This window comes from Dietzia sp. IBK-p2-15D (assembly GCF_057773105.1).
Genome location: NZ_JBYMTK010000006.1, coordinates 172,514 through 194,234, shown reverse-complemented (window position 1 = coordinate 194,234; position 21,721 = coordinate 172,514). Strand labels below are relative to the sequence as shown.

The 21,721-nt window shown below is 71.7% G+C and carries 21 protein-coding genes, 1 other RNA gene and 1 pseudogene; 9 read left to right on the top strand and 14 right to left on the bottom strand.

Going from position 1 to position 21,721, the window contains the following annotated elements; genetic code table 11:
- The first annotated feature begins 1 nt into the window (after position 1).
- From AC3DEV_RS10310 to AC3DEV_RS10300, 3 genes are all read left to right on the top strand, one after another.
- Positions 2-130, top strand: a complete 129-nt coding sequence (locus tag AC3DEV_RS10310; RefSeq protein WP_488372030.1) for a hypothetical protein — start codon at positions 2-4, stop codon at positions 128-130.
- Positions 131-237: 107 nt separating this feature from the next.
- Complete coding sequence (locus AC3DEV_RS10305) at positions 238-1,101, top strand: phage major capsid protein (protein WP_488372029.1); 864 nt, start codon at positions 238-240, stop codon at positions 1,099-1,101.
- A 20-nt stretch (positions 1,102-1,121) separates the two neighbouring features.
- On the top strand, positions 1,122-1,424 hold the full coding sequence (locus tag AC3DEV_RS10300; RefSeq protein WP_488372028.1) for a hypothetical protein: 303 nt from the start codon (positions 1,122-1,124) through the stop codon (positions 1,422-1,424).
- Positions 1,425-1,745: 321 nt separating this feature from the next.
- Here the strand turns inward: AC3DEV_RS10300 and AC3DEV_RS10295 are convergent, their stop codons facing one another.
- A complete protein-coding gene (locus tag AC3DEV_RS10295; RefSeq protein ID WP_488372027.1) occupies positions 1,746-2,150 on the bottom strand; it encodes a hypothetical protein in 405 nt (134 codons plus the stop codon).
- A 189-nt stretch (positions 2,151-2,339) separates the two neighbouring features.
- On the opposite strand from AC3DEV_RS10295, the gene AC3DEV_RS10290 reads away from it, so the two are divergent.
- The gene (locus AC3DEV_RS10290) at positions 2,340-2,750 is read left to right on the top strand and encodes a hypothetical protein (RefSeq protein ID WP_163376524.1); all 411 of its coding nucleotides are present in this window, start codon (positions 2,340-2,342) and stop codon (positions 2,748-2,750) included.
- Between the two features lie 45 nt (positions 2,751-2,795).
- Positions 2,796-3,605: a DUF1206 domain-containing protein gene (locus tag AC3DEV_RS10285; protein ID WP_488372026.1), complete on the top strand. Its 810-nt coding sequence runs from the start codon at positions 2,796-2,798 to the stop codon at positions 3,603-3,605.
- An 81-nt stretch (positions 3,606-3,686) separates the two neighbouring features.
- Here the strand turns inward: AC3DEV_RS10285 and AC3DEV_RS10280 are convergent, their stop codons facing one another.
- The 5 genes from AC3DEV_RS10280 to glnA form a co-directional block, all read right to left on the bottom strand.
- A complete protein-coding gene (locus AC3DEV_RS10280) occupies positions 3,687-4,235 on the bottom strand; it encodes a DUF732 domain-containing protein (protein ID WP_488372025.1) in 549 nt (182 codons plus the stop codon).
- Positions 4,236-4,250: 15 nt separating this feature from the next.
- Positions 4,251-5,216 (bottom strand): endonuclease/exonuclease/phosphatase family protein, encoded by a 966-nt coding sequence (locus AC3DEV_RS10275; protein WP_488372024.1) that lies wholly within the window; start codon positions 5,214-5,216, stop codon positions 4,251-4,253.
- On the bottom strand, positions 5,213-5,584 hold the full coding sequence (locus AC3DEV_RS10270) for a hypothetical protein (RefSeq protein WP_240341431.1): 372 nt from the start codon (positions 5,582-5,584) through the stop codon (positions 5,213-5,215). Before AC3DEV_RS10270 ends, AC3DEV_RS10275 begins: the two co-directional genes overlap by 4 nt.
- An 82-nt stretch (positions 5,585-5,666) precedes the next feature.
- Positions 5,667-8,756 carry a bifunctional [glutamine synthetase] adenylyltransferase/[glutamine synthetase]-adenylyl-L-tyrosine phosphorylase gene (locus tag AC3DEV_RS10265; protein ID WP_488372058.1) on the bottom strand — a complete coding sequence of 1,030 codons (3,090 nt, stop codon included), beginning with the start codon at positions 8,754-8,756 and terminating at the stop codon, positions 5,667-5,669.
- 11 nt (positions 8,757-8,767) lie between these two features.
- Positions 8,768-10,108 (bottom strand): type I glutamate--ammonia ligase, encoded by a 1,341-nt coding sequence (glnA, locus tag AC3DEV_RS10260; RefSeq protein ID WP_067714196.1) that lies wholly within the window; start codon positions 10,106-10,108, stop codon positions 8,768-8,770.
- A 199-nt stretch (positions 10,109-10,307) separates the two neighbouring features.
- Here glnA and panB point away from each other — a divergent pair, with 199 nt between their 5' ends.
- Both panB and pip read left to right on the top strand, forming a co-directional pair.
- The gene (gene panB / locus AC3DEV_RS10255) at positions 10,308-11,186 is read left to right on the top strand and encodes a 3-methyl-2-oxobutanoate hydroxymethyltransferase (RefSeq protein ID WP_067714199.1); all 879 of its coding nucleotides are present in this window, start codon (positions 10,308-10,310) and stop codon (positions 11,184-11,186) included.
- A 5-nt stretch (positions 11,187-11,191) separates the two neighbouring features.
- On the top strand, positions 11,192-12,202 hold the full coding sequence (pip, locus tag AC3DEV_RS10250) for a prolyl aminopeptidase (protein ID WP_488372023.1): 1,011 nt from the start codon (positions 11,192-11,194) through the stop codon (positions 12,200-12,202).
- Positions 12,203-12,229: 27 nt separating this feature from the next.
- Here the strand turns inward: pip and AC3DEV_RS10245 are convergent, their stop codons facing one another.
- On the bottom strand, positions 12,230-13,048 hold the full coding sequence (locus tag AC3DEV_RS10245; RefSeq protein ID WP_067714319.1) for an SDR family NAD(P)-dependent oxidoreductase: 819 nt from the start codon (positions 13,046-13,048) through the stop codon (positions 12,230-12,232).
- 62 nt (positions 13,049-13,110) lie between these two features.
- Complete coding sequence (locus tag AC3DEV_RS10240; protein WP_488372022.1) at positions 13,111-14,619, bottom strand: flavin-containing monooxygenase; 1,509 nt, start codon at positions 14,617-14,619, stop codon at positions 13,111-13,113.
- Positions 14,620-14,732: 113 nt separating this feature from the next.
- Between AC3DEV_RS10240 and AC3DEV_RS10235 the strand changes: the two genes are divergently transcribed.
- Positions 14,733-16,388, top strand: coding sequence for a CYTH and CHAD domain-containing protein (locus tag AC3DEV_RS10235; RefSeq protein WP_488372021.1), 1,656 nt, complete (start codon positions 14,733-14,735; stop codon positions 16,386-16,388).
- Between the two features lie 29 nt (positions 16,389-16,417).
- On the opposite strand, the gene AC3DEV_RS10230 is transcribed toward AC3DEV_RS10235, so the two are convergent.
- A complete protein-coding gene (locus tag AC3DEV_RS10230) occupies positions 16,418-16,585 on the bottom strand; it encodes an SPOR domain-containing protein (RefSeq protein ID WP_119193045.1) in 168 nt (55 codons plus the stop codon).
- Positions 16,586-16,811: 226 nt separating this feature from the next.
- On the opposite strand from AC3DEV_RS10230, the gene AC3DEV_RS10225 reads away from it, so the two are divergent.
- A complete protein-coding gene (locus tag AC3DEV_RS10225) occupies positions 16,812-17,369 on the top strand; it encodes a hypothetical protein (RefSeq protein ID WP_488372020.1) in 558 nt (185 codons plus the stop codon).
- 138 nt (positions 17,370-17,507) lie between these two features.
- On the opposite strand, the gene rnpB is transcribed toward AC3DEV_RS10225, so the two are convergent.
- From rnpB to cobC, 5 genes and pseudogenes are all read right to left on the bottom strand, one after another.
- Positions 17,508-17,937, bottom strand: an RNA gene (gene rnpB / locus AC3DEV_RS10220) — RNase P RNA component class A.
- A gap of 49 nt (positions 17,938-17,986) precedes the next feature.
- A pseudogene (locus AC3DEV_RS10215) lies at positions 17,987-18,622 on the bottom strand (histidine phosphatase family protein); the annotation flags it as partial.
- A gap of 26 nt (positions 18,623-18,648) precedes the next feature.
- Positions 18,649-19,380, bottom strand: coding sequence for a zinc ribbon domain-containing protein (locus tag AC3DEV_RS10210; RefSeq protein WP_206473620.1), 732 nt, complete (start codon positions 19,378-19,380; stop codon positions 18,649-18,651).
- An 11-nt stretch (positions 19,381-19,391) separates the two neighbouring features.
- A complete protein-coding gene (locus tag AC3DEV_RS10205) occupies positions 19,392-20,549 on the bottom strand; it encodes a Nif3-like dinuclear metal center hexameric protein (protein WP_488372019.1) in 1,158 nt (385 codons plus the stop codon).
- Positions 20,546-21,670, bottom strand: a complete 1,125-nt coding sequence (cobC, locus tag AC3DEV_RS10200) for an Rv2231c family histidinol phosphate aminotransferase CobC (protein ID WP_488372018.1) — start codon at positions 21,668-21,670, stop codon at positions 20,546-20,548. The genes AC3DEV_RS10205 and cobC overlap by 4 nt, the downstream gene beginning before the upstream one ends.
- Positions 21,671-21,721 lie beyond the last annotated feature (51 nt).

Below are 21,721 nucleotides of genomic sequence, written 5' to 3'. Positions count from 1 at the left end.
CGTGGACAGTCAAGACGCGCACCGCCTCTGGATCCAGCTCCGGCGCATCGCGGACGCCCTCGAGCGCATCTCCCCGCCACCGCCGAAGTCGGAGACGGAGAGCAACCCGAGGAGAGGCATGGTGTACTAGAACGTCACGTGACATAATGGTGGGGACGGTCCTGGTGGCCGTCCCCATCGTTGCCCTGGCGGCAAGGGTCGAGACCATCTCCCCATCGCCTAGAAAGGGCAACTCCCATGAGTTCACCGACTCCCCCCGCAGCGCACTCCACCGCGGACCATCCGACCCTCATCAAAGACCAAGTCGCCTCGCTGCTGGTGCAGCCGCTCGAGGCCGCCAGCGTGGTCCTGTCATCCGGTGTCCGGATCTTCGACTCCTCGGAGCCGCTCCGAATCCCGCGCCTCGTCTCTAGCGGCACCGTCGACTACGTCGGGGAAGGCGAGCTGATCCCGGACGACTACGACGTGACGTTCAACGAGATCTCGCTCATGCCGACGTCGCGGAAGTCGATCAAGTCGATCACCCGGTACACCTCGGAGCTGCTCCGCGCCTCCAGCGTCAGCCTCGACTCCGTCCTCAAGTCGCGCCTCGTCTCCGACGTGTCCGCCAAGCTCGACTCCGAGCTCCTGGCCGGCGCCGGCACCGACGACGGGATCACCGGGATCGTCAACCAGACCGGAGTCCAGACCGGCACCCTCGACACCGCCGATCCGGATGCGTTCCTCGACGCCCTCGCCCTGGCATCCGCCGAGGAGGTCACCCCGAACCGCTGGATCATCAACGGCGCCGACTTCATCGCGATCCGCAAGCTCAAGGACACGTCCGAGAAGTACTTGCTGGAGTCGGATCTGACCAGGGATGCCACGCACCGTCTGTTCGGTGTGCCGGTCACCGTCACGAACAAGATCCCGGCCGGCACCGCGGTCCTGGCGGACATGTCCCAGATCGCCGTCGTGCGTGACGTGAACCCGTCGGTCACGGTCCTCGCGGAGCGGTACGCCGAGTACGACCAGATCGGCCTCCGCGTGGTCTGCCGCTACGACCTCGGCCTCCTCCACCCCGAGGGTGTCGTCGTCCTCACCGCGGCCGACGCGGGCTGACAATGGTCACCGGTCAACGAGTGGCCGAGTTCGTGGGCCGGGGCGACGATCAAGCGTTCGTCGCCCTGGCCTCCGAGCATGTCCAGATCATCACCGCTATGGCCCGCGGGTACACCAGGGATCGAGGGTTCGAGAACGGGGAACCGGCCGAGGATCTCGCCGCGGTCATCGTCACCGCCACGGCCCGCCTCCTGGCGAACCCCGACCAGGTGCCGAACGACCTCACCGCGGGATCGTTCTCGAAACGCACCTACGCCGGGTTCACCGGCTGGTCTCTGGCCGAGACGTTCATCCTCGACAGGTACCGCAAGCGGGCGACGTGACCCGTCCGGTACGCAGTGGGTACGCAGGAGTTTCCAAACTCGACAACTGTAGCCAACGCTACCGGCAGGGAAACCGCAGGTCAGGCAACATGGCCCACTACAACCGTATTCAGCAAACGCGCAGGACGTGATCCGAGCTCTACTACGACTGCTGACCCTCATACCCGCCCTGACCTGCCTCCGCGCAGGCCGGGGCTGGCATCGACTTCGGTAGTAGTGCCGGGCGCCGCCCGCGCGGTCATCATCTCGATGGCCGGGCGGGCGGCGTCTTGTGTCATGCCTGTTCTGCTGTGCGCCACACCGCCACGCGACGACGGGCGACTAGTTGCTCGCGTGGCCGAAGGTCCACGCGTCCACCGACGAGATCCGGACGCGCATGACCGGGATCGGCCCCTTCGCTCCTCGCTGCCAGGCGTCCGTGACGTGGATGAACGAGGCCACCCTGTCCTCCCCGTCCAGAGCCTCCTCGTACTTGGTGATGCCGATCTGCCGGAATGCACTGGCCTGGGCATCAGCCACCTCCTCGGACTTCTCATCACCCGTCAGCGCGTCGAAGGTGGCCGCCTGGATCCGCATGAACTCACCCTCGGTGGTGAGGTTCCCTTCCCAGGTGTTCCCGTTGATCACCAGGGTGATCGGGAAGTTCACGGGAGCCTGCTCGATGCCCTCTGCCATCTGGCGGAGCAGGTAGTCGAGGTCGGTTGCGCCTTCATTACCGGTAGTCACGGCTCGAGTGTATCGGCGCGAGGCGGGCACGCCGCCGGGACGCGGTCGTCCCGCACACCCCGCTACAGCTGCTGAGCCCCTCCGGACCGCAAAAACCCTGAACCGCCCGGCCGTCCCGGCCGGGACGCCTACGGTGGTGGCAGGTAAGCAGCCACTGCCGGGCAGGACGCCGGGAAGGAGCCGGACCACATGGACACCGACGAGTTCGACTTCCGGAGTTCCTCGCCCCGGGCCCGGCCGCTCAAGGTCGTCGCCGCAGCACTGGATCCCGGACACGACCCCGAGACCGACCGGCAGGGGCAGGGCTATCCGGTCCTGCTCAAACTGTCGAGGGTGCTGGCCCCCGAAGAGGCGCGCCTGATCCTCGAGCGCAACCCCTTCCTCCACGCCGTGGCCGGTTCCCGCAAGCTCATCGCCATGGACACCTCGGTGGAGACGCTCCGTGAGCAGAAGGACCGGCTCCAGCTCCTGCTCGCCGAGGTCGAGGCCGACGCGCTGGCCGAACAGGCGCGGATGCGGATGGAGGAGCACCGCGCGGCCGAGCTGCGGCTGGCGGAACTGCGCCGTCGCAACGAGGTGCTCGGCGAGATCGAGTGGTGACCGGGTTCGAGTGGTGAATCCGCGGCGACGTGGGAGAGTTCACCCATGAACTCCCCGATACGTTCCGACACCGTCTCCGGCGCCGCGCGCTCCGCCGCCGACCATCCCGCGCTCGAGTGGCTGGCCCGCGCCGGATACGTCATGAACGGCGTGCTCCATCTGCTCATCGGCTGGATCGCCGTCCGGATCGCTCTCGGGTCGGGCGGTGGCGAGGCATCCAACTCGGGTGCGCTGGCGGAGATCGCGAGCGCACCGGGCGGTCAGGTCATGCTGTGGGTCGGCGCCGTGGGCTTCCTCGCGCTGGGTCTGTGGCAGATCACCGAGCTGTTCCTCGGCTCCGAGGAGACCTCTGACCGGATCAAGGCGGCGGCCAAGGCGGCCGTGTACGTGGTCCTGGGACTGACCACCGCGCGGTTCGCCTCCGGGGGCGGGGGGTCCGATTCCGCGACCGCCTCCGGCGCCACGGCCGGGCTGCTCGGCTCCGGGGTGGGGAAGATGGCCCTGGTCGTCGCCGGGATCGCCATCCTCGCGGTGGGCGGCTACCACGTCTACAAGGGGGCCACCACGAAGTTCGTCGAGGACCTCGAACGCACCGGGTCCGGGGAGGTCGGCCGGGCCATGATCATCACGGGCCGGGTGGGGTATGTCGCCAAGGGCATCGCCTTGGCGATCCTCGGGGGCCTGGTGATCGCGGCCGTCGTGACCGCGGATCCGGAGAAGGCGGGCGGGCTGGACGCCGCACTGCGGGCGGTCGGCGAGCAACCCTTCGGTCAGGTACTGCTGGTGCTCACCGGGGCAGGGATCGCCCTGTACGGCCTCTACTCGATCGGGCGGGCCCGGTACGGCCGGATGTGACCCGGCCGCGCAGGGCGTGACACGGCCGGGCACTCCCCCGCCGGGCGTGACACGGCCGGGCGTGACACGGCCGGGCGTGCCTCAGCCGAGCTTGGGGAAGTTCCCCGGGCAGTAGGTCCCCACCGCGGCGCCGAGGAAGAAACCCTGGCCATCCGCGTCGAGGCGGGCCCGCTCACCCAGCCATCCGGAGACCTCGTCCATCTGCTGCCCGCCGTCGAAGCGGCCGCAGGCCTCGGTGGCGGTGGCGACCGGGTCCACGCCCTCGGGCAGGACGACACCCCGCCGCTCGAGCAGGGCGACGAAGTCCCCCGCACCCGGAGCCGGCGGCGCGGGCTCCGCGGGAGCGGGTTCCGGAGCGGGTGCGGGCGCGTCCTCGGGCGGAGGCAGTGGCTCGGGCTCCCCCGGCATCGGCTCCGGAGCCGGTGACTGCGGCGGAGGGGGCGGGACGGGACCGGTGGGCTTCTCCGGCCGCTCCTCGGCGAACGGCGACGACGAGGCGGCCGACGCGGCCGGGTCCGAGGACACCTCCGGGGCCTGACCGTCCACCGTCGCCCCGCCGCACCCCGCGAGGAGGGCCACCGCCGCGGCCGAGGTGACGCCGCTGGCGATCAGGCGGATGCGTGAACTCATGGTGCGCATGCTAGGTCACCGCGCCCGCGGCGCGGGCAGAAGCACCGTCGCGACCACGCCGCGATGGTCCGTCCTGGCCACCTCCACGGTGTCCGTGTCCCCCACCGCGACCGCTCCGCGGGCCAGCACGTGGTCGATCCCGATGAGCGGGGGGATCCGTCGACCCGCCGGCCAGGTGGGCACCCAGCCGTCACTCCCGCCGGAGACGGAGTCGGTGTACCCGAGGCCCCTCAGGTCACGGAACCGTACGTGATCCCAGGTGGCGTTGAAATCCCCGCCCACCACCACCGGCGCGGGTCCGGGAAGGCTGCCGAGGTACCAGCGCAGGCGATCGGCCTCCTCCACGGCGGCGGGGGCGTCGAACACCGGGGCGACCGGGTGCGCGGCCACCACCGTCACCGGGCCGCCCGGCCCCGCCATCTCGGTGCGTACCAGCCCGAGGCTGAAGCCCGGGACCCGCTCGGGCGGGGAGAGCGGGAACCGCGACCACACCGCGACCCCCTGCGTCGTGGGAGCGGTCGAGGCGGCCTCGTGCGGCAGCAGCCCCATGAGACCCGCCGTGCGCAGCGCGTCCGCCGCCTCCGGGGTCGTCTCCACGGTCATGAGCAGATCGACTCCGCCGGTGCGGACTGCCCGGACCACGTCGTGTGGGGCGGCTCGGCCGAACTCGAGGTTCTGCACCATCACCCGCATCGGGATGCCCTCGTCGTCGTCGATCTGGCGTGGCGGTGCCACGAGGGGCCCGTACTGGACCACCCCGGCGCCCACCAGCACGACGGCGATGATCCCGAGCAGCACCGACCGCGCACGCAGTGCCGCGATCAGGGCCACCAGGGAGAACGCCCAGGCGGCGACCGCGAAGCTCGCGAGCACCGGTACGGCCGGGATCTCCGAGCGGGAGTGGTGTAGCGCCACACCCGCGCCGGCGACGAGCGCGGCGAGGACGGCGACGGCCCGGGCGACCGGGCGGCGAGGGCTCAACGCAGGAACTTGCGCAGGTCCCCCAGCGCGGCGATCACGCGGTCCAGGTCGTCGCCGTTACGCACCATCGAGCGCACCGTCTCGGCGACCGACGCCACGGTCGGTGAGGACGACGACGCAGCCCCGGGCGCGGCGGGACCTTCCACCGGGTGGCCCACCAGCGCGCCGGAGGCCGCACGGGCCGATCCCGCGCGGCGGCGGTCCGGGCCGAGGTCCACCTCGAAGCGGTCGCCCTTGTCGTCGGAACCGAGGCAGCGGACCCGCTCGTCGGCCGGCACCCCGGCGGCGCGGACGGCGTCGACGAACTCGTACAGCTCGCCGTAGGTCACGCCGTCGAGGGTGAGGGTGAGGTTCATGGTCACAGGCATGGACCCAGGTTATCGGCGTGGGAGCACCTGCCGCATCAGGGACGACCCTGGTCCCGGACCCGGCTCACCCCCGGGGCCGGCGTCAGTCCTCGCCCCAGAACACGTGGTCGACCGCCTTGCGACCTAGACGGGTCACGCGCAGGTACTCGTTGAGGAACCCCGCGCCGTCGGCGGAACCGGTGCAGATCATCGCCACCGCCGCCAGGATCGAGCCCTGACCCGGCAGTTGGTCGACCGCCTTGCCGCGCGCCAGGACCAACGCGTTGCGGGCGTGGGCGGCCATGAGCCACGAGTCGACCAGTGCGTCGCGCTCGGACTCCGGCAGCAACTCGGCCGAGGCGGCGGCGTCGAGTGCCTCGAGTGTGGACGTCGTGTGCAGCCCGGGCACCCTGGCGGCGTGCTGCATCGTCAACAACTGGGCGCTCCACTCCACGTCGGCCAGGCCACCGCGGCCGAGTTTGGTGTGGGTGGCCGGATCCGCGCCACGCGGCAGGCGCTCCGAGTCGATCCGCGCCTTCATCCGGCGGATCTGCTGCACGACCTTCGGGGGCACGCCCTGCTCCGGGTAACGGAACTCGTCGATCATGTGGAGGAAATCCAGCCCGAGCTCGCGGTCCCCGGCGGCGAACGAGGCCCGCAGCAGCGCCTGCAACTCCCACGTCTCGGCCCACTTGGCGTAGTAGGCACGGTAGGAGGCCAGGGTGCGCACGAGTGGGCCGTTCCGGCCCTCCGGGCGTAGGTCGGCGTCCAGGTCCAGCGGGGGATCCGACGACGGCGAGGCCAGCAGCTTGCCCACCCGCTCGGCCACCTGCGTGGCCCACCGGACCGCCTCGTCCTCCTTGGCGCCCTCGACCGGGTCGCACACGATCATCACGTCCGCGTCGCTGCTGTAGGACAGCTCGTCCCCGCCGAGCCGCCCCATCCCGATGTAGGCGATGCGGGCCGGCGCCGCACCGCCCTCGGGCATCATGTCGCGGACCACGGCGGCCAGGGATGCCTCGAGCACCGCCCGCCACACGGCCGACAGTCGCCGCCCGACATCGGGTACGGAGATCATCTGCAGGACGTCGGCGGCCCCGATCCGGGCCAGCTCGGCGCGGCGAAGCGACCGCGCCGTGGCGATGACCCGCTCGGGAGTGGGGTGCCGGGCGGCGGAGGCGGTGAGCGCGGAGGCGATGTCGGAGACCTTGGAGGCCACGAGCACCGGGCCCTGCGCGCCGTCGGTGAGGTCGGGGATCACCTCGGGGTTGCGCATGAGCAGGCCCGCGACGAACGCCGAGGTCCCCAGCACCCGCACGAGGCGGCGGGCCACGATGCTGTCGTCCCGCAGCGTGCGCAGGAACCAGGTGATCTCCTCGTTCTCCTCGCACAGTCGCCGGTAGGCCAGCAGTCCCGCGTCCGGGTCCGCGGTGTCCGCGAGCCACTCCATGAACGTGGGCAGCAGCAGCGCCTGGATACGGCCGCGGCGACTGCTCTGTCCCGCCAACGCCCGCAGGTGACCCAACGCGTTGCGGGGCGCCGCGAAGCCGAGGGCGGCCAGCTGACGCTCCATCGCTTCCGTGCTGAGCGAGAGGGCCTCGGCGTCGTACGAGGCGATCGAGTCCAGCAGCGGCCGGTAGAACAGCTTGGAGTGCAGGCGGCGGACCCGGCGGCGCAGCTCGCGCAGACTCTGCCGCAGCACCTGGGCGGCGTCGTTGGGCCCGTCCGGCCGGATGTGCGCCGCGCGGGCCAACCAGCGGTAGGCCTCCTCGTCGTCGTCCTCCGGTAGCAGGTGGGTGCGCTTGTAGCGCTGCAGTTGCAGGCGGTGCTCGAGCAGGCGGAGGAACTCGTAGGCGGCGAGTAGTTCCGCGCCGTCCTCGCGGGCGATGTACCCGCCGTCGCGCAGCGCGCCGAGCGCCTCGACGGTGCTGGTGACGCGGAGGTCCTCGTCGGTGCGGCCGTGGACCATCTGCAGCAGCTGCACGGCGAACTCGACATCGCGCAGACCCCCGCGTCCGAGCTTGAGTTCGCGCTCGCGCAGGGCCTCGGGCACGTTCTCCTCCACGCGCCGGCGCATCGCCTGCACGTCGTGCACGAAGTCGTCCCGCTCGGCGGCGGTCCACACCATCGGGTGGACGGTGTCGTGGTACTCCTCCGCCAGGGCCAGGTCGCCGGTCATGGGGCGCGCCTTGAGCTGGGCCTGGAACTCCCACGTCTTGGCCCACCGCTTGTAGTAGGCCGTATGGGACTCGAGGGTGCGCACCAGTTCGCCCGACTTGCCCTCCGGGCGCAGCGCCGCGTCGACCTCGAAGAAGGCCATGGACCCGATGCGCATCAACTCCCCGGCCACGCGGCCGGTCCTGGCGTCGGCCGGCTCGGCCACGAAGATGACGTCGACGTCCGAGATGTAGTTGAGCTCGCGCGCCCCGCCCTTGCCCATGGCCACCACGCCCAACCGCGCCGGCATCGGCGAGTCCGGGTAGACGGTGGCCACCGCGACCGCGAGAGCGGCGGTCAGCGCGGCGTCCGCGAGGTCGGACAGGCGCCGGCCCACCTCGGTGAACGGCAGGACGGGCTCGTCGTCGTCGACCGACCCGGCCACGTCGTGCGCGGCGAGCAGCGCCACGTGGTCGCGGTACGTCGAGCGCAGCACGCTGACGGCGGCGCCGCCGGTGACCCCGGCGCGATACGTCCCGACGCTGCGCAGGTCCTCCCTCTGGGACGGCGGCGGCGCGCCCTCCACCGCCTGTTCGGGCACGGCCTCGACCGCCCCGAGCATGTCGGCCAGGACGTCCTCGAACGCCGGCAGTCCTCCGCGCAGCAGCGCCCACCGAGTGGGCTCGGCGACGAGGTGGTCGCCCAACGCGCTCGAGGATCCGAGCAGCCCCAGCAGCCGCGCCCGGAGCCGCGGATCGGATCGCAGCGCGGCGTCCAATGCCGCGACCCCGGTGTCGGCCCCGGCGCGCGCGGAGGTGCCCTCATCGTGGGACTCGGCGGTGAGTGATTCGTGGAGCCGCACCAGGGCTCCCAGGGCGAGGTCCGGGTCCGGAGCCCGGGACAGCGACCACAGCACCGGGACCGCGTCGTCGTCGGTCCACCCCAGGTAGTCGAGCCAGTCCGCGGCCCGGTCGTCGAGCAGCCCGAGGCGGCCCGGGCTCGGTAACCGAGGGCGCGAGGAGTCCCTGCTCACGATGCCGCCCCCGGTCACAAGTTGAGGTAGTGCCGCAGCTCGTACGGGGTCACGTCGTTGCGGTACTCGCGCCACTCGCGCCGCTTGTTGCGCAGGAAGAACTCGAAGACGTGCTCGCCGAGCGCCTCGGCGACGAGCTCGGACTCCTCCATGGCGTCCAGCGCCTGCTCGAGGCTGCCGGGGAGGTCGGTGTACCCCATCGCCCGCCGCTCGCGCCGGCTCATGGTCCACACGTCGTCCTCGGACTCCGGCGGCAGTTCGTACCCCTCCTGGACGCCCTTGATCCCGGCGGCGAACATCACGGCGTAGGCCAGGTACGGGTTGCAGGCCGAGTCCGGGCTGCGCACCTCGATGCGGCGCGAGGACGCCTTGTTGGGCGTGTACATGGGCACGCGGACGAGCGCCGACCGGTTGGCCCGGCCCCAGGTGGCCGCGGTGGGGGCCTCGCCTCCGCCGATGAGTCGCTTGTAGGAGTTGACCCACTGGTTGGTCACCGCCGAGAACTCGGGCGCGTGGGTGAGGATGCCCGCCACGAACGACTTCGCGGTATCGGACAGCTGGTACTCGTCGTCCGGGTCGTGGAACGCGTTGGCGTCGCCCTCGAACAGGCTCATGTGGGTGTGCATGGCCGAGCCCGGGTGGTCACGCAGGGGCTTGGGCATGAACGACGCCCACACCCCGTTGTTCATGGCCACCTCCTTGACCACGTAGCGGAACGTCATGATGTTGTCCGCCATGCTCAGGGCGTCGGCGTAGCGCAGGTCGATCTCCTGCTGACCCGGCGCGCCCTCGTGGTGGGAGAACTCCACCGAGATGCCCATCGCCTCGAGCGCCTCGATCGCGTGGCGCCGGAAGTGCGGGGCGGAGTCGTGCACGGCCTGGTCGAAGTAGCCACCGTTGTCGGTGGGCACCGGCTCCGCGCCGTCCGTGTCCAGGTCCTTGAACAGGAAGAACTCAATCTCGGGGTGGACATAGCACGAGAACCCGAGGTCAGCGGCCTTGCTGAGCTGGCGGCGCAGGACGTGCCGCGGGTCCGCCCAGCTGGGGCTGCCGTCCGGGTTGAAGATGTCGCAGAAGATGCGCGCGGAGTGCTGCTTGCCGTCGGCGTGGGCCCACGGGAGCACCTGGAAGGTCGACGGGTCGGGCTTGGCGACGGTGTCCGCCTCCGACACCCGGGAGAAGCCCTCGATGGCGGAGCCGTCGAAGCCGATCCCCTCCCCGAAGGCGCCCTCGAGTTCGGCCGGCGCCACGGCGACCGACTTGAGGGTGCCGAGGACGTCGGTGAACCAGAGCCGGACGAACCGGATGTCGCGCTCTTCCAAGGTCCTGAGAACGTACTCCTGCTGGCGGTTCATGCGGTCCAACCTAGTGCCTGTCGTGTTACGAGCGTGTGACATCCGCCCGCCCCGACGCCCACCGGACCCCTCCGTGCCGGTCGTGGCAGACTCGTCCGCGACAGCGCACGGATCCCGCCGCGCACGTCACCGCCCCCTGTCCACCCGGGTACCGGCGCTCCAGCCGGCCTCGAGGTCACCGAAGGAAGGCCACACTCCCATGAGCGACACCCCCGACTCCCCGGTCTACGGCGCCGGCGGCGCACCGGACCAGACGCCGAAGGGCGACGGGCCGCAGGGCCTGACGCGGGTCACCCGTCTGCACCACCTCGCCGAGCTCAAGGCCGCCGGCGAGCCGTGGCCGATGCTCACCGCCTACGACTTCGTCTCCGCGCGGTTGTTCCAGGAGGCCGGGATCCCGGTGCTGCTCGTCGGTGACTCGGCCGCCAACGTGGTCTACGGCTACGACACGACGGTCCCGGTGACCGAGGACGAGATGATCCCGCTGGTGCGGGCCGTCACCCGCGGCGCCCCGAAGGCGCTGGTCGTGGCGGATCTGGTGTTCGGCAGCTACGAGGCCTCGCCGACGCAGGCCGTGGCCGCGGCCACCCGCATGATGAAGGAGGGCGGCGCCCAGGCCGTCAAGCTCGAGGGCGGCGTGCGGATGGTCCCGCAGATCAAGGCGATCGTCGACGCCGGGATCCCCGTGATGGCGCACATCGGCTTCACGCCGCAGTCGGTCAACGGGCTGGGCGGGTTCCGGGTCCAGGGTCGCGGCGACGCGGCGGATCAGCTGCGCGCCGACGCCCGCGCCGTCCAGGAGGCCGGGGCGTTCTCCGTGGTGATGGAGATGGTGCCCGCCGACCTGGCGCGGGAGGTGACCGCCGAACTGGAGATCTCCACCGTGGGCATCGGGGCCGGCAACGGGTGCGACGCCCAGGTGCTGGTCTGGCAGGACATGGCCGGGCACAGCACGGGCCGCACCGCGAAGTTCGTCAAGCGGTACGCCGAGCTGGCCGACACGCTGCGTGACGCCGCCCGCGAGTACGGAACCGAGGTCCGCTCGCGGGCCTTCCCCGGCGCCGAGCACTCCTTCTGACCGTGGTGGCACCGACGACCGACCCCCGGCGCGGCGCCGCCCGCCGTGCCCCGTACCCGGCGATCGAGCCCCACGACAGCGGGATGCTCGACGTGGGCGACGGCCAGGAGCTCTACTGGGAGTGCTCGGGGAATCCCGATGGCGCCCCGGTGGTGTTCGTCCACGGCGGACCCGGTGGCGGGACGACGCCCGAGCACCGACGCATGTTCGACCCGGCGGCCTACCGGATCATCCTTCTCGACCAGCGGGGGTGCGGGCGGAGCACCCCGCACGTCGCCGACGGCGCGGACCTGACGGTCAACACCACCTGGCACCTGGTCGACGATCTCGAGCGACTGCGGGAGCACCTCGGGGTCGAGGAGTGGCTGGTCTTCGGCGGCTCGTGGGGCTCCACCCTGGCGTTGGCGTACGCCCAGGAGCATCCCTCCAGGGTCCGCGGACTGATCCTGCGCGGCGTCTTCCTGTGCCGCCCGAGCGAGATCGACTGGTTCTATCGCGGTGGGGCCGCGCACCTGTTCCCGGACGTGTGGGAGGGCTACCTCGCGCCGTTGCTCGCCGCGGACGGCCCCGACGCCGTCCATCAGCCGGGCTACGACCACGTCGCGACCTACCACCGGCTCCTGCACTGCGGGGATCCGCAGGTCGAACTCGAGGCGGCCCGCGCGTGGACCACGTGGGAGACGTCCACCTCGACCCTGCTCCCCCGACCCGCCGGCACCGGCGGCGACCCCGATCGCTTCGCCCTGGCCTTCGCCCGGATCGAGAACCACTACTTCGTCCACGACGCGTTCCTGCGGGGCCGGGCGATCCTGGACCGGATGGACCGGATCGCCCACCTGCCCGCCGTGATCGTCCACGGCCGCTACGACGTGGTGTGCCCGGTCGCCAGCGCGTGGGAGCTGCACGCCGCGTGGCCGGGTTCGGAGCTGCACATCGTCCCCGACGCGGGGCACGCGATGGCCGAACCCGGCACGACGCACCACCTGCTGGAGGCCACGGACCGCTTCCGGCCCTGAGGAGCCCGGGCCGGGCGCGCTCCCGGCTCAGACCACCCCGAAGCGGCGCGTCATCGCGACCGTTCCCTTCTGGTAGCCGGTCGGGAACAGCCGGACCAGGGCGTCGAGCAGGTGGGCGTCGACCCCCACCAGCACGCGCGCCCTACGTCGCTCGACGCCGTCGAGGATCACCCGCGCGGCCGTCGACGCCTCGGTGCGCGCGAACTTCGCGTCGAAGATCGCGGCGAAGTTCGCGCTGTCCAGCCCCTCGGCCGCGCCGGCGCTCCGGGCGACGGCGGTCTTGATCCCGCCCGGGTGGACGCAGGTGACGTCGACGGGGTGCCCGGCCGCCATCATCTCCATCCGCAGGGACTCGGTGAACTGCTGGACCGCCGCCTTGGCCGCGTTGTAGGCGTTCTGGGTGGGCACGGACAGGAACGCGAAGATGCTGGAGATGTTGACCAGGTGGCCGTCGCCGGAGGCGATGAGGTGCGGGAGGAACTCCTTGGTGCCGTGCACGACGCCCCAGTAGTCGACGTCCATCACGCGGGCGATGTCCTTGTAGCCGGACTGCTCGACCGCCCCGGTGAACGCGATGCCGGCGTTGTTGACGACCAGGTGGACCACGCCGAAGTGCTCGGCGACCGCCCCCGCGTACTCGGCGACCATCGCCTGTTCTGTGACGTCGAGACGCTGCGAGTGCACGTCGGTGGCGCCGTCACCGCGCGCGAGTTCGACGGTCCGGGCCAGTCCGTCTGCGTCGATGTCGCTCAGTGCCAACCGGGCGCCGCGCCGCGCGGCCTCGCGCGCCAGTTCGCGCCCGATCCCCGAGCCGGCGCCGGTGACGACGACGACCTTGCCGTCCATCCGCCAGCGGGGGCGGCGGGCCAGCGATCCGACTGTGCCGAACAGTCTGCCGATCGGGGCGCTCACCGGAGGGCCTCCTGCCCGGTACGCGCCGCGGCCGTGGCGTCGGCCGCGGTCCGCTGGTAGGCGCTCAGGTCGAACTCCCGGGTCTGGTTGCGGAAAGTGAAGGTGTAGTCCGGCCACACGGCCGGCGCGTTGCCCTTGTCGTCGAGGTACCAGCTCCTGCAGCCGGTCACCCACACGGTCTCGCCGGTGCTGTCGCGCAGTTCGCGGTTGTACGCGTCCTGGACGGCCGCACGCACCTCGACGGTCTGCAGGCCGCGGTCGCGCATGGTGCGCAGCGCGTCCACGAGGTAGTTGAGCTGGGACTCGATCATGTAGATCATCGACGAGTGCCCGAGTCCGGTCGCGGGGCCCACCAGGACGAACAGGTTGGGGTAGCCGGCGACCGTGGTCCCCTTGTAGGCCTCCATCCCCTCGCTCTGCCACTTGTCCGCCAGGGTGCGCCCGTCCGTTCCGCGGACGCGCTCGAAGAACGGTGAATCAGTGACGTGGAAGCCGGTGGCCACCACCAGGACGTCGGCGGGGTGCTCGGCTCCGTCACCGGTGACGATCCCGCCCTCGGTGACGCGGGTGATCGGCTCGGTGACCACGTCGACGTTGTCCCGGGACAGCGCCGGGTACCAGGTGTTGGACAGCAGGATGCGCTTGCACCCGATCTCGAAGTGCGGGGTGAGCCGCGCGCGCAGGGCACGGTCGCGCACCTGCATCGCCAGGTGTGCCCGTCCGAGCGCCTTGATGGGTGCCAGCGCCGCGCGGGTGCGGGTCAGGCCCACCACCTGGAACTCGCGGCTGGCGTACTGCAGGGCCCGCACCGCGCGCTGCAGCCCGGGCACCCGGCGGTACAGCGACCGCTCGAACCGGGGGTACTGCCGGTCCATCCGGGGCAGGACCCAGGGCGCGGTGCGCTGGTAGACGTCGAGGTGCGCCACGGTCGGGGCGATGGCCGGCACCACCTGGATCGCCGAGGCGCCCGTGCCGATCACCGCGACTCGCTTGTCTGCCAGCGTCACCGAGTGGTCCCAGCGGGCGGTGTGGAAGACGGGCCCGGCGAAGTCGCCGACGCCGTCGATCTCCGGGAGCCTGGGCTCGCACAGTGCGCCGACGCCCAGCACCACCACGCGGGCGTCGTACTCCCCCTCGCTGGTGCGCACCGTCCACCGGCCGCGGGACTCGTCGTAGTCCACCGAGGTGACGTCGACGCCGAAGCGGATCTTCTCGCGCACCCCGGCCTCGTGCGTGACCTTCCGGATGTAGTCGTAGATCTCGCCCTGCGGCGAGAAGGCCCGTGACCAGTCGGGGTTGAGGGCGAACGAGTACGAGTACAGGTGGGACGGGACGTCGCACGCCGCGCCCGGATAGCTGTTGTCGCGCCACGTCCCGCCGACGTCGGGGCCGCGTTCGAGGACGACGAGGTCGTCGAAGCCCTCCTGCGCGAGCCGGATGGCGGCACCGAGTCCGGAGAACCCCGCCCCCACCACCAGGACGTCGACGATTTTCGGCTGATCCACAGTCTCTCCCTTACGACGAACGTGTGACCGTAGCCACTGACCTTACCCGCCGGTAAGTCCGGAAGGGGCGGCGCTCACTGCCGGTGTTCATCCTTTACTGATACAACCGGACCATGACGATCAACGAGACCGTCGAGGTCGAGAGCAAGTTCGAGGTCGACGAGCACACCCCGCTGCCCACGGTCGACGCCCTGGCGCCTCTCGTCGCGGACGTCCCGGTGGAGCACCAGCTCTCCGCCACCTACTACGACACCGCGGACCTCTCGCTCACCCGGCACAAGGTCACACTCCGGCGCCGCACCGGAGGGGACGACGAGGGTTGGCACCTCAAACTGCCCGACCGGGCGGGACGCGTCGAACTGCAGGCCCCGCTCGGCGACGGCGACCCCCGTGACGACGTCGTCCCCGCGGAGCTCGTCACGGCCGTCGCCGGGCTGGTCCGCCGTCGGCCCCTCGAGCCCGTCGCCCGCATCGACAACCGCCGGCAGGTCCTCACGCTGCGGGACCCCGACGGGGCCGCGGTGATCGAGTTCTGCGACGACCGGGTCTCCACCGAGTCGTTCGTAGCCGGCGGATCAACGGCGGGATGGCGGGAATGGGAGACCGAACTGGTCGATCCGGCGCGACCCGATGCACACGATCTCCTCGCGACCGTCGCTGCCGCCTGCTCGGACGCCGGGGCTCACGCCTCGTCGTCGTCGTCCAAACTCGCCCGCACCATCGGCCCCCTCCCCGACCTCTACGAGCGCGGCGTCTCCCCCGTGCGCGACGCCCTGGTCCAGGACCTGCAGCAACTCCTCGACCACGATCCGGCGGCCCGGCGCGTCACCGTGGCGGGCGTCCACCAGATGCGCGTGGCGGTTCGTGGCCTGCGCAGCACCATCAGCTCGTACGCCGACGAGCTCGGGGCGGAGACCGCCGGCACCGACATCGACCCGGCAGCGCTCCTCGCCGAACTCAAGGAGCTCGCCGCGGTGCTGGGCAAGGCCCGGGACATCCAGGTGGTCGACCAGCGGCTCGGGGCACTGGCAGCCGACTACCCCGAGGACGTGGTGACCGCGAGGACCCGGCACCTCCTGCGCACCGAGTTGGACTTCGAGGAGCAGCGCGCAGGCGAACGCGTCACCGCGGCGCTGCTCTCCGACCGGTACCTCGACGTGGTCGACCGACTCCACGAGCTGGTCCGCGTCGCGGGAACAAGCCCCGCCGCAGCGGGGGGCGGGACGTCGTCGAAGGGCGGTGCTCCGTCGAAGGGCGGTAGGAGGCGGCGCGAAGCCGAGGAGACACTGCTGCGCGGGGTGGACCGGCAGTTCTCCAAGTTCACCAAGGTCCGTACCCGCACCGAGCGCGACCTGGACTCCCTCGACCTGACGCTGGCCCAGCGGGAGGAACTCACCCACGTCGTGCGCAAGCGCGCCAAGGCACTGCGCCGCAACGTCAGTGCGGTCCCGACGTCGGACGACCTCACGGTGGCCCCGCTGCGTACGGCCTGCGACCGGCTGCACACGGTGCTCGGGGAGGTCCAGGACAGCGTCACCTCCCGGCAGTGGATCCGGCGCATCGCGCGGCGGGCGGAGTTCGCCGGTGAGTCGACGTTCGGCCTCGGGGTGCTCTTCGAGCACGAGCGGGCGTTCTCGGAGCGCACCCTCGAGGGGTTCGAGAGCGACGCCGCGGCGGTCACGGCCGCCTATCGCGAACTGTCCGAGTCACGGCGCGCGGCACGGCGACGCCGGAAGAAGAAGGACAAGAAGAAGGGCGGGAAGAAGTAGGACGGCCCGGCGCAACCCCCGGGCTCGTACTAGTCGTCCTGGGCGTCCCACGCCTCGTTGCGGGCCTTCGCCTTGGCCAGCGCCGCCTCGGCCTCGCCGCGCGTGGCGTACGGGCCCATCCGGTTGTCCCAGTTGGTCACCTTGCCTTGCTGCGCCTGACCTGTGGCGATGTCGTAGTACCACTGCTCTTCACTCATGCCGGACCTCCTAGTGACGGTGCTCCCCATACTGGACCCTACTCTCGCCCCTTAAACCACCCCCGTCCCGAAACGTCCCGTCTCCCGATCGCGCAGGTAGTGAGGGTTACTTTACGTTTGGGCGGGCGCTGTAAAGCCCCGAGCAGGTTGTCATTCACGTTTACATGAGGTTCTATTGGCGTGGTCTGCATCACGTGCAGACCGCACTCACTCAAGGAGGATTCGTATGAATCGCACCGTCAAGAAGCTCGCCCTCGGGTCGGCATTCGCACTGTTCACCAGCACCACTCTGGCCGGGGTCGCCTCGGCTCAGACCACCGACCCCATTGAGTTCAGCGCTGCGGACAACAAGGATTGCACCGCGACCTTCACAGTGGTCAACACGACCAACTCCGATTGGGCCGAGATCAACTACTGGACGGGTGTGCTCCCGGAGGAGGCCCCGGCCTTCGGCAAAAACCAAGGCTCGGAGCAGGCGCTAAAGGCTAACCCGGCGTTCAAGGCCACCGATGGCAGCACCGTCAAGCCCTACAGCGAGCTCCGCGGGACCGCGGGCTCCTACGTGCGCGGGCTGGAACCCGTCACCAGCACGAAGGTCGTCGACTTCTCCGAGAAGGTCCACACCGAGGGGGCCGTTGAGGTTCGCTACCGGATGACCAGCCCGGACAACAAGGATTATGACGAGTCGCTGAAGAGCCTCACGGTTACCGGCTGCGGTGAGTCCGAGGCCGAGGGCAGCCTCGACAACATCTTCGGCTCCGTGACGGGCATCTTCCAGTCCTGAACACTCCGCGGTTGAATTTGCCGCACCCGCTGGCGTAGTCCAGCACATCCGCTGAGGGCGGGGACCTCCCTGGAGGTCCCCGCCCTCTGGCGTGCGGGCAGCGCGCACACCGGGGCCCGAAGGCGAAGAAGGTTGGGGCGAACGAGCCGACCTGTAAGCCGGATCCTGTGCCCTCCCGAAAGGGGAGGGCGACGACCATCCATCTGGGCACACCGTCACCGGGTACCTCGAGCGGTCCACCCGCGGACTCGGGCGAGCAGCCCTTCCAGTGCATCACTGCACTTACATCCGCGCAGACGCACCGCGAGCGGTGCGACCTTTGACCTTGCTCCGGGCGGGGTTTACCTAGCCGCCCCGGTCACCCGGGGCGCTGGTGCGCTCTTACCGCACCGTTTCACCCTTACCGCGCCCGCAGGCGCGGCGGTCTGTTTTCTGTGGCACTGTCCCGCGGGTCACCCCGGGTTGCCGTTAGCAACCGCCCTGCTCTGTGGAGTCCGGACTTTCCTCGGGCCGGGGCCTGGCCACCGATAGCGCCGGTTCCCCTGTCCGCGGCCGTCCGGCCGACTCGTTCGCCCCAGGGAGTCTAGTCGCCCGCGCGGGCCGGTCGGGGTGCGGGCTCAGACGAGGTGGGAGGTGTCGTTGATCAGGTGCACCGAGGTCGGCCCGTCGGAGTAGAAACGCACGTCGGAGACGGAGGCGAGGTCCAGGTGCAGCCGGAACAGCAGCTCGTCACCGGCGCCCAGGCCCGCCCGGATCGCCAGTTTGATGGGGGTGACGTGGCTGACGACGGCGACCACGCCGCCGGGGCGGTCGGCGACGATGCGCCGCAGTCCCCGCTCGACGCGCGCCCGCACCACGGCGAAGCTCTCGCCGCCCGGGGGCGCGGTGGCGGTGTCGCTCAGCCATTGCGAGTGGAGGTCTGGATCCTGCTCGGCGGCCTCCCGGAAGGTGAGCCCCTCCCACCCCCCGAAGTCGGTCTCGATGAGGTCCTCGTCCACCACGAGGGGCACGCCGGTGGCGTCGGCGGCCCGCTCGGCGGTGCCCAGGCACCGGCGCAGCGGGGAGGAGACCACCGCGGCGAGATCCGGCAGTGCCGCGAGCCGGGCTGCGGTGCGCTCGGCCTGGGTGACGCCCAACTCGGTGAGCTCGGGGTCGCCCTGACCGGAATAGCGCCGGTCCACCGACAGCGGGGTCTGGCCGTGACGGGCCAGGACGATCCGGGTGGGGCGCCCGGTGGCGCCGGTCCAGCCCGGCCCGCCGGTGGAACCCGGCCCGCCGGTCACGAGTTGTCGGTGCGGACCACGATCACGCCGCACTCGGGGCAGTTCAGGACCTCGTCCGCGGGGGCGGAGCGGAACGCCGAGACGGTGCTCCGGTCCAGGTCCATGGCGCAGGCCGAGCAGCGGCCCCCGTTGAGGATCGCCGCCCCTCGGCCCGCCTCCGCGGCGCTACGGGTGTAGTGATCGAGGAGGTCGGCGGGAACGGTCTCCGCGTCGCGGGCCCGCTCGGCCATCGTCTCGGTGACCGCGTCCTCGAGCTCGGCGAGAGCGGTGTCCCGCAGCGTCGCGGCCATCCCGATCCGCGCGTCCAGGTCGGTGACGATCGCCCCGGAGTGGCGGACGTCGGCCTCCATGGCCTCGTGGCGTTCGCCCAGCTCGCCCAGCTCGCCCTCGAGGGCCTCCTGGCGACGGGCCAGCGAACGCAGCTCGTAGTCCAGTTCGGTGGCCTGCCGCTCGGACAGGCCGCCCTTGGCCAGCAGGTCGGAGTCGGCGGCCCGGCGCCGGCGCACGGCCTCCAGATCGGAGCGCAGCTTGGTGAGGGCGCGGTCGAGATCCTCGAGGTGGATCCGGGCACGGGCGACGGACTCGGTGGCGGCCCGCCGCTCGGCCTCCAGCTCATCCAGGGTCGTCTGCTCGGGTAGCTGCGACCGCCGGTGCTCGAGACTCGCCAGGCGCAGGTCGAGGTCGGCGATGTCGACGAGTCGACGCTGGTCGTGGGGATCGGCCTTCATGGGTGCCAAGACTACCGCTGCACGCGCCCTCCCCCGGCGGCCACCGTCCAGGGGTCCGTCCGCTGCTCGCACACCGTCGCCGTGAGGTCCGCCCCCTCTTCGAGCAGGGCCGCGGCCTGGGCGCACCACGGGAACTCCAGCGCCCAGTGCGCGGCGTCGACGAGCATGGGCCCGCCCGAGCGAAGGTGCTCGTCCACGACGTGATGGCGCAGGTCCCCGGTGAGGTAGACGTCGGCGCCCGCCGCGCGGGCCGCGCCCAACAGTGAGTCGCCGGATCCGCCACACAGCGCGACGCGCCGGATCTCGGCGTCGGGGTCGCCCGCGGCGCGGACCCCCCACTCGGTGGTGGGCAGACGCTCGGCCACGAGCTCGGTGAACTGCGCAAGCGTCATCGGTGCGTCGAGTTCGCAGATCCGCCCGAGCCCGGTGTCCTCGGGCCCCGGCCCGGGTCCGGCGTGGTTGACGAACACGTCCATGGCGGGCACCTCGTAGGGGTGCCCGGCCAGGACGGCTCGCCGCACCGCGGACCGCAGCTCGGGCGGCGCCACGAACTCCACCCGCGTCTCGGAGACCCGCTCGGGCTCGCCGATGGTGCCGATCGTCGGGTCGGTGCCGTCGCCGGGACGGAACCGCCCGGTGCCCTGGACGGAGAACGAGCACTCGGTGTAGCCGCTCATCCGTCCGGCCCCGGCGGCGAACACCGCGTTCAGCAGGTCGTCGAGGTCGTCGTCGGGCACGGTCACCACCCACCGGTCGACGGTGCCGTCACCGGTGGGGGCCAGGGGGCGGCCGGGGACCAGGCCGAGCACGTCGGCGAGGGCATCGTTGACGCCGGGCCGTGCGGAGTCGGCGTTGGTGTGCGCGGAGTACAGCGCGCACCCGCCGGCGATGAGCTTATGCAGCAGCCGGCCCTTGGGGGTGTCGGCGGCCACGGAGTGCACGCCGCGCATGAGCGGCGGGTGGTGGACCAGCAGCAGGTCGGCGCCCTCGGCGAGCGCGTGGTCGACCACGGCGTCGGTGGCGTCCACCGCCACGACGACCCGTCCGACCTCGGCCGCCGGGTCCCCGGCGACCAGCCCCACGCGGTCCCACGACTCGGCCAGCCGCGGCGGGTAGGCGTGCTCCAACAGGTCGATGACGTCGGCCAGGGTGGGCCTGCCGGTGGTCATGGTCGCTCCCCTTCCTGTTCACCCGCCGCGGCGCGACCTGTCCGTGCCGCGACCTCCCCGAGCCAGGCTCCGACGAGTTCGTCCACCATCGTGCCCGGCCGCACCGCCAGTCGCAGGTAGGTGGCGTCGAGGCCGGGGAACGTGTCGCAGCGGCGGGTGACGATCCCCCGGCGCACGAGCCCGGTCCGGAACGCGACCGGGTCGATCCCGGCCGGGGTGCGGACCAGGACGAACGGCGCCGACGGGGGCACCGCCACCTCGATCCCGGCGGCGTCGAGGGCGCGGACCATGGCGTCGCGCTCGGAGACGACCTGCGCCCGCGCGGCCTGGAGTTCCGGATCGGCCGCCGGACCGACGCACGCCCGGATGGCCTCCAGTTGGAGAGTGCCCAGGGGCCAGTGCGGACGGTGCGCGGCGAGATCGGCCAGCACCGACGGGTCCCCGACGGCGTACCCCACACGCAGGCCGGCCAGCGCCCACGTCTTGGTCAGCGACCGCAGTACCACGAGGCCCGGCAGGTCGGCGCCGGCCAGGGTGTGGGCCGCCTCGTCCGCGAGGATGTCGCAGAACGCCTCGTCGACGACCGTCACCCGTCCGGGCCGGCACAGCGCCGCCACGGCGGACCGGGGGTGCACCACCGAGGTGGGGTTGGTGGGATTGCCGACGACGACGAGGTCCGCCTCCTCGGGGACGAGGCCGGGGTCGAGGTCGAACGGAACCGGCAGGAGGACCCGCTCCACCGGCACGCCGGCCCGTCGCAGCTCGAGCTCCGGTTCGGTGAAGGACGGGTGCACCACCGCCGCTCGCAGCAGGTTCCGGGCCGCGTGGGCGGCGAGTAGGTGGAACCCCTCCGAGGCGCCACCCAGCAGCAGGACGCGGTCACGTCCGACCCCGTGACGGGCGGCCACGGCGGAGACGGCGGCCTCGTCGTCGTCGCCCCCGGGGTATCCCCCCAGGTCGGCGAGGCGGGCCGCCAACCTGTCGCGGAGCCACCCCGGCGGCCCCGATCCGCGCACGTTGACGGCGAAGTCCAGGGCGCCGGGGACCAGCTCGGCGTCACCGTGGTGTCGCAGCGCCGCCCACGACGCCTGGTCGGGACGCTCTCCGGGTTTCTCGCTCATTCCCGGAAGCGTAGGACGACCACGAACGGCGCGCGGCCCCGGACCGGCGGG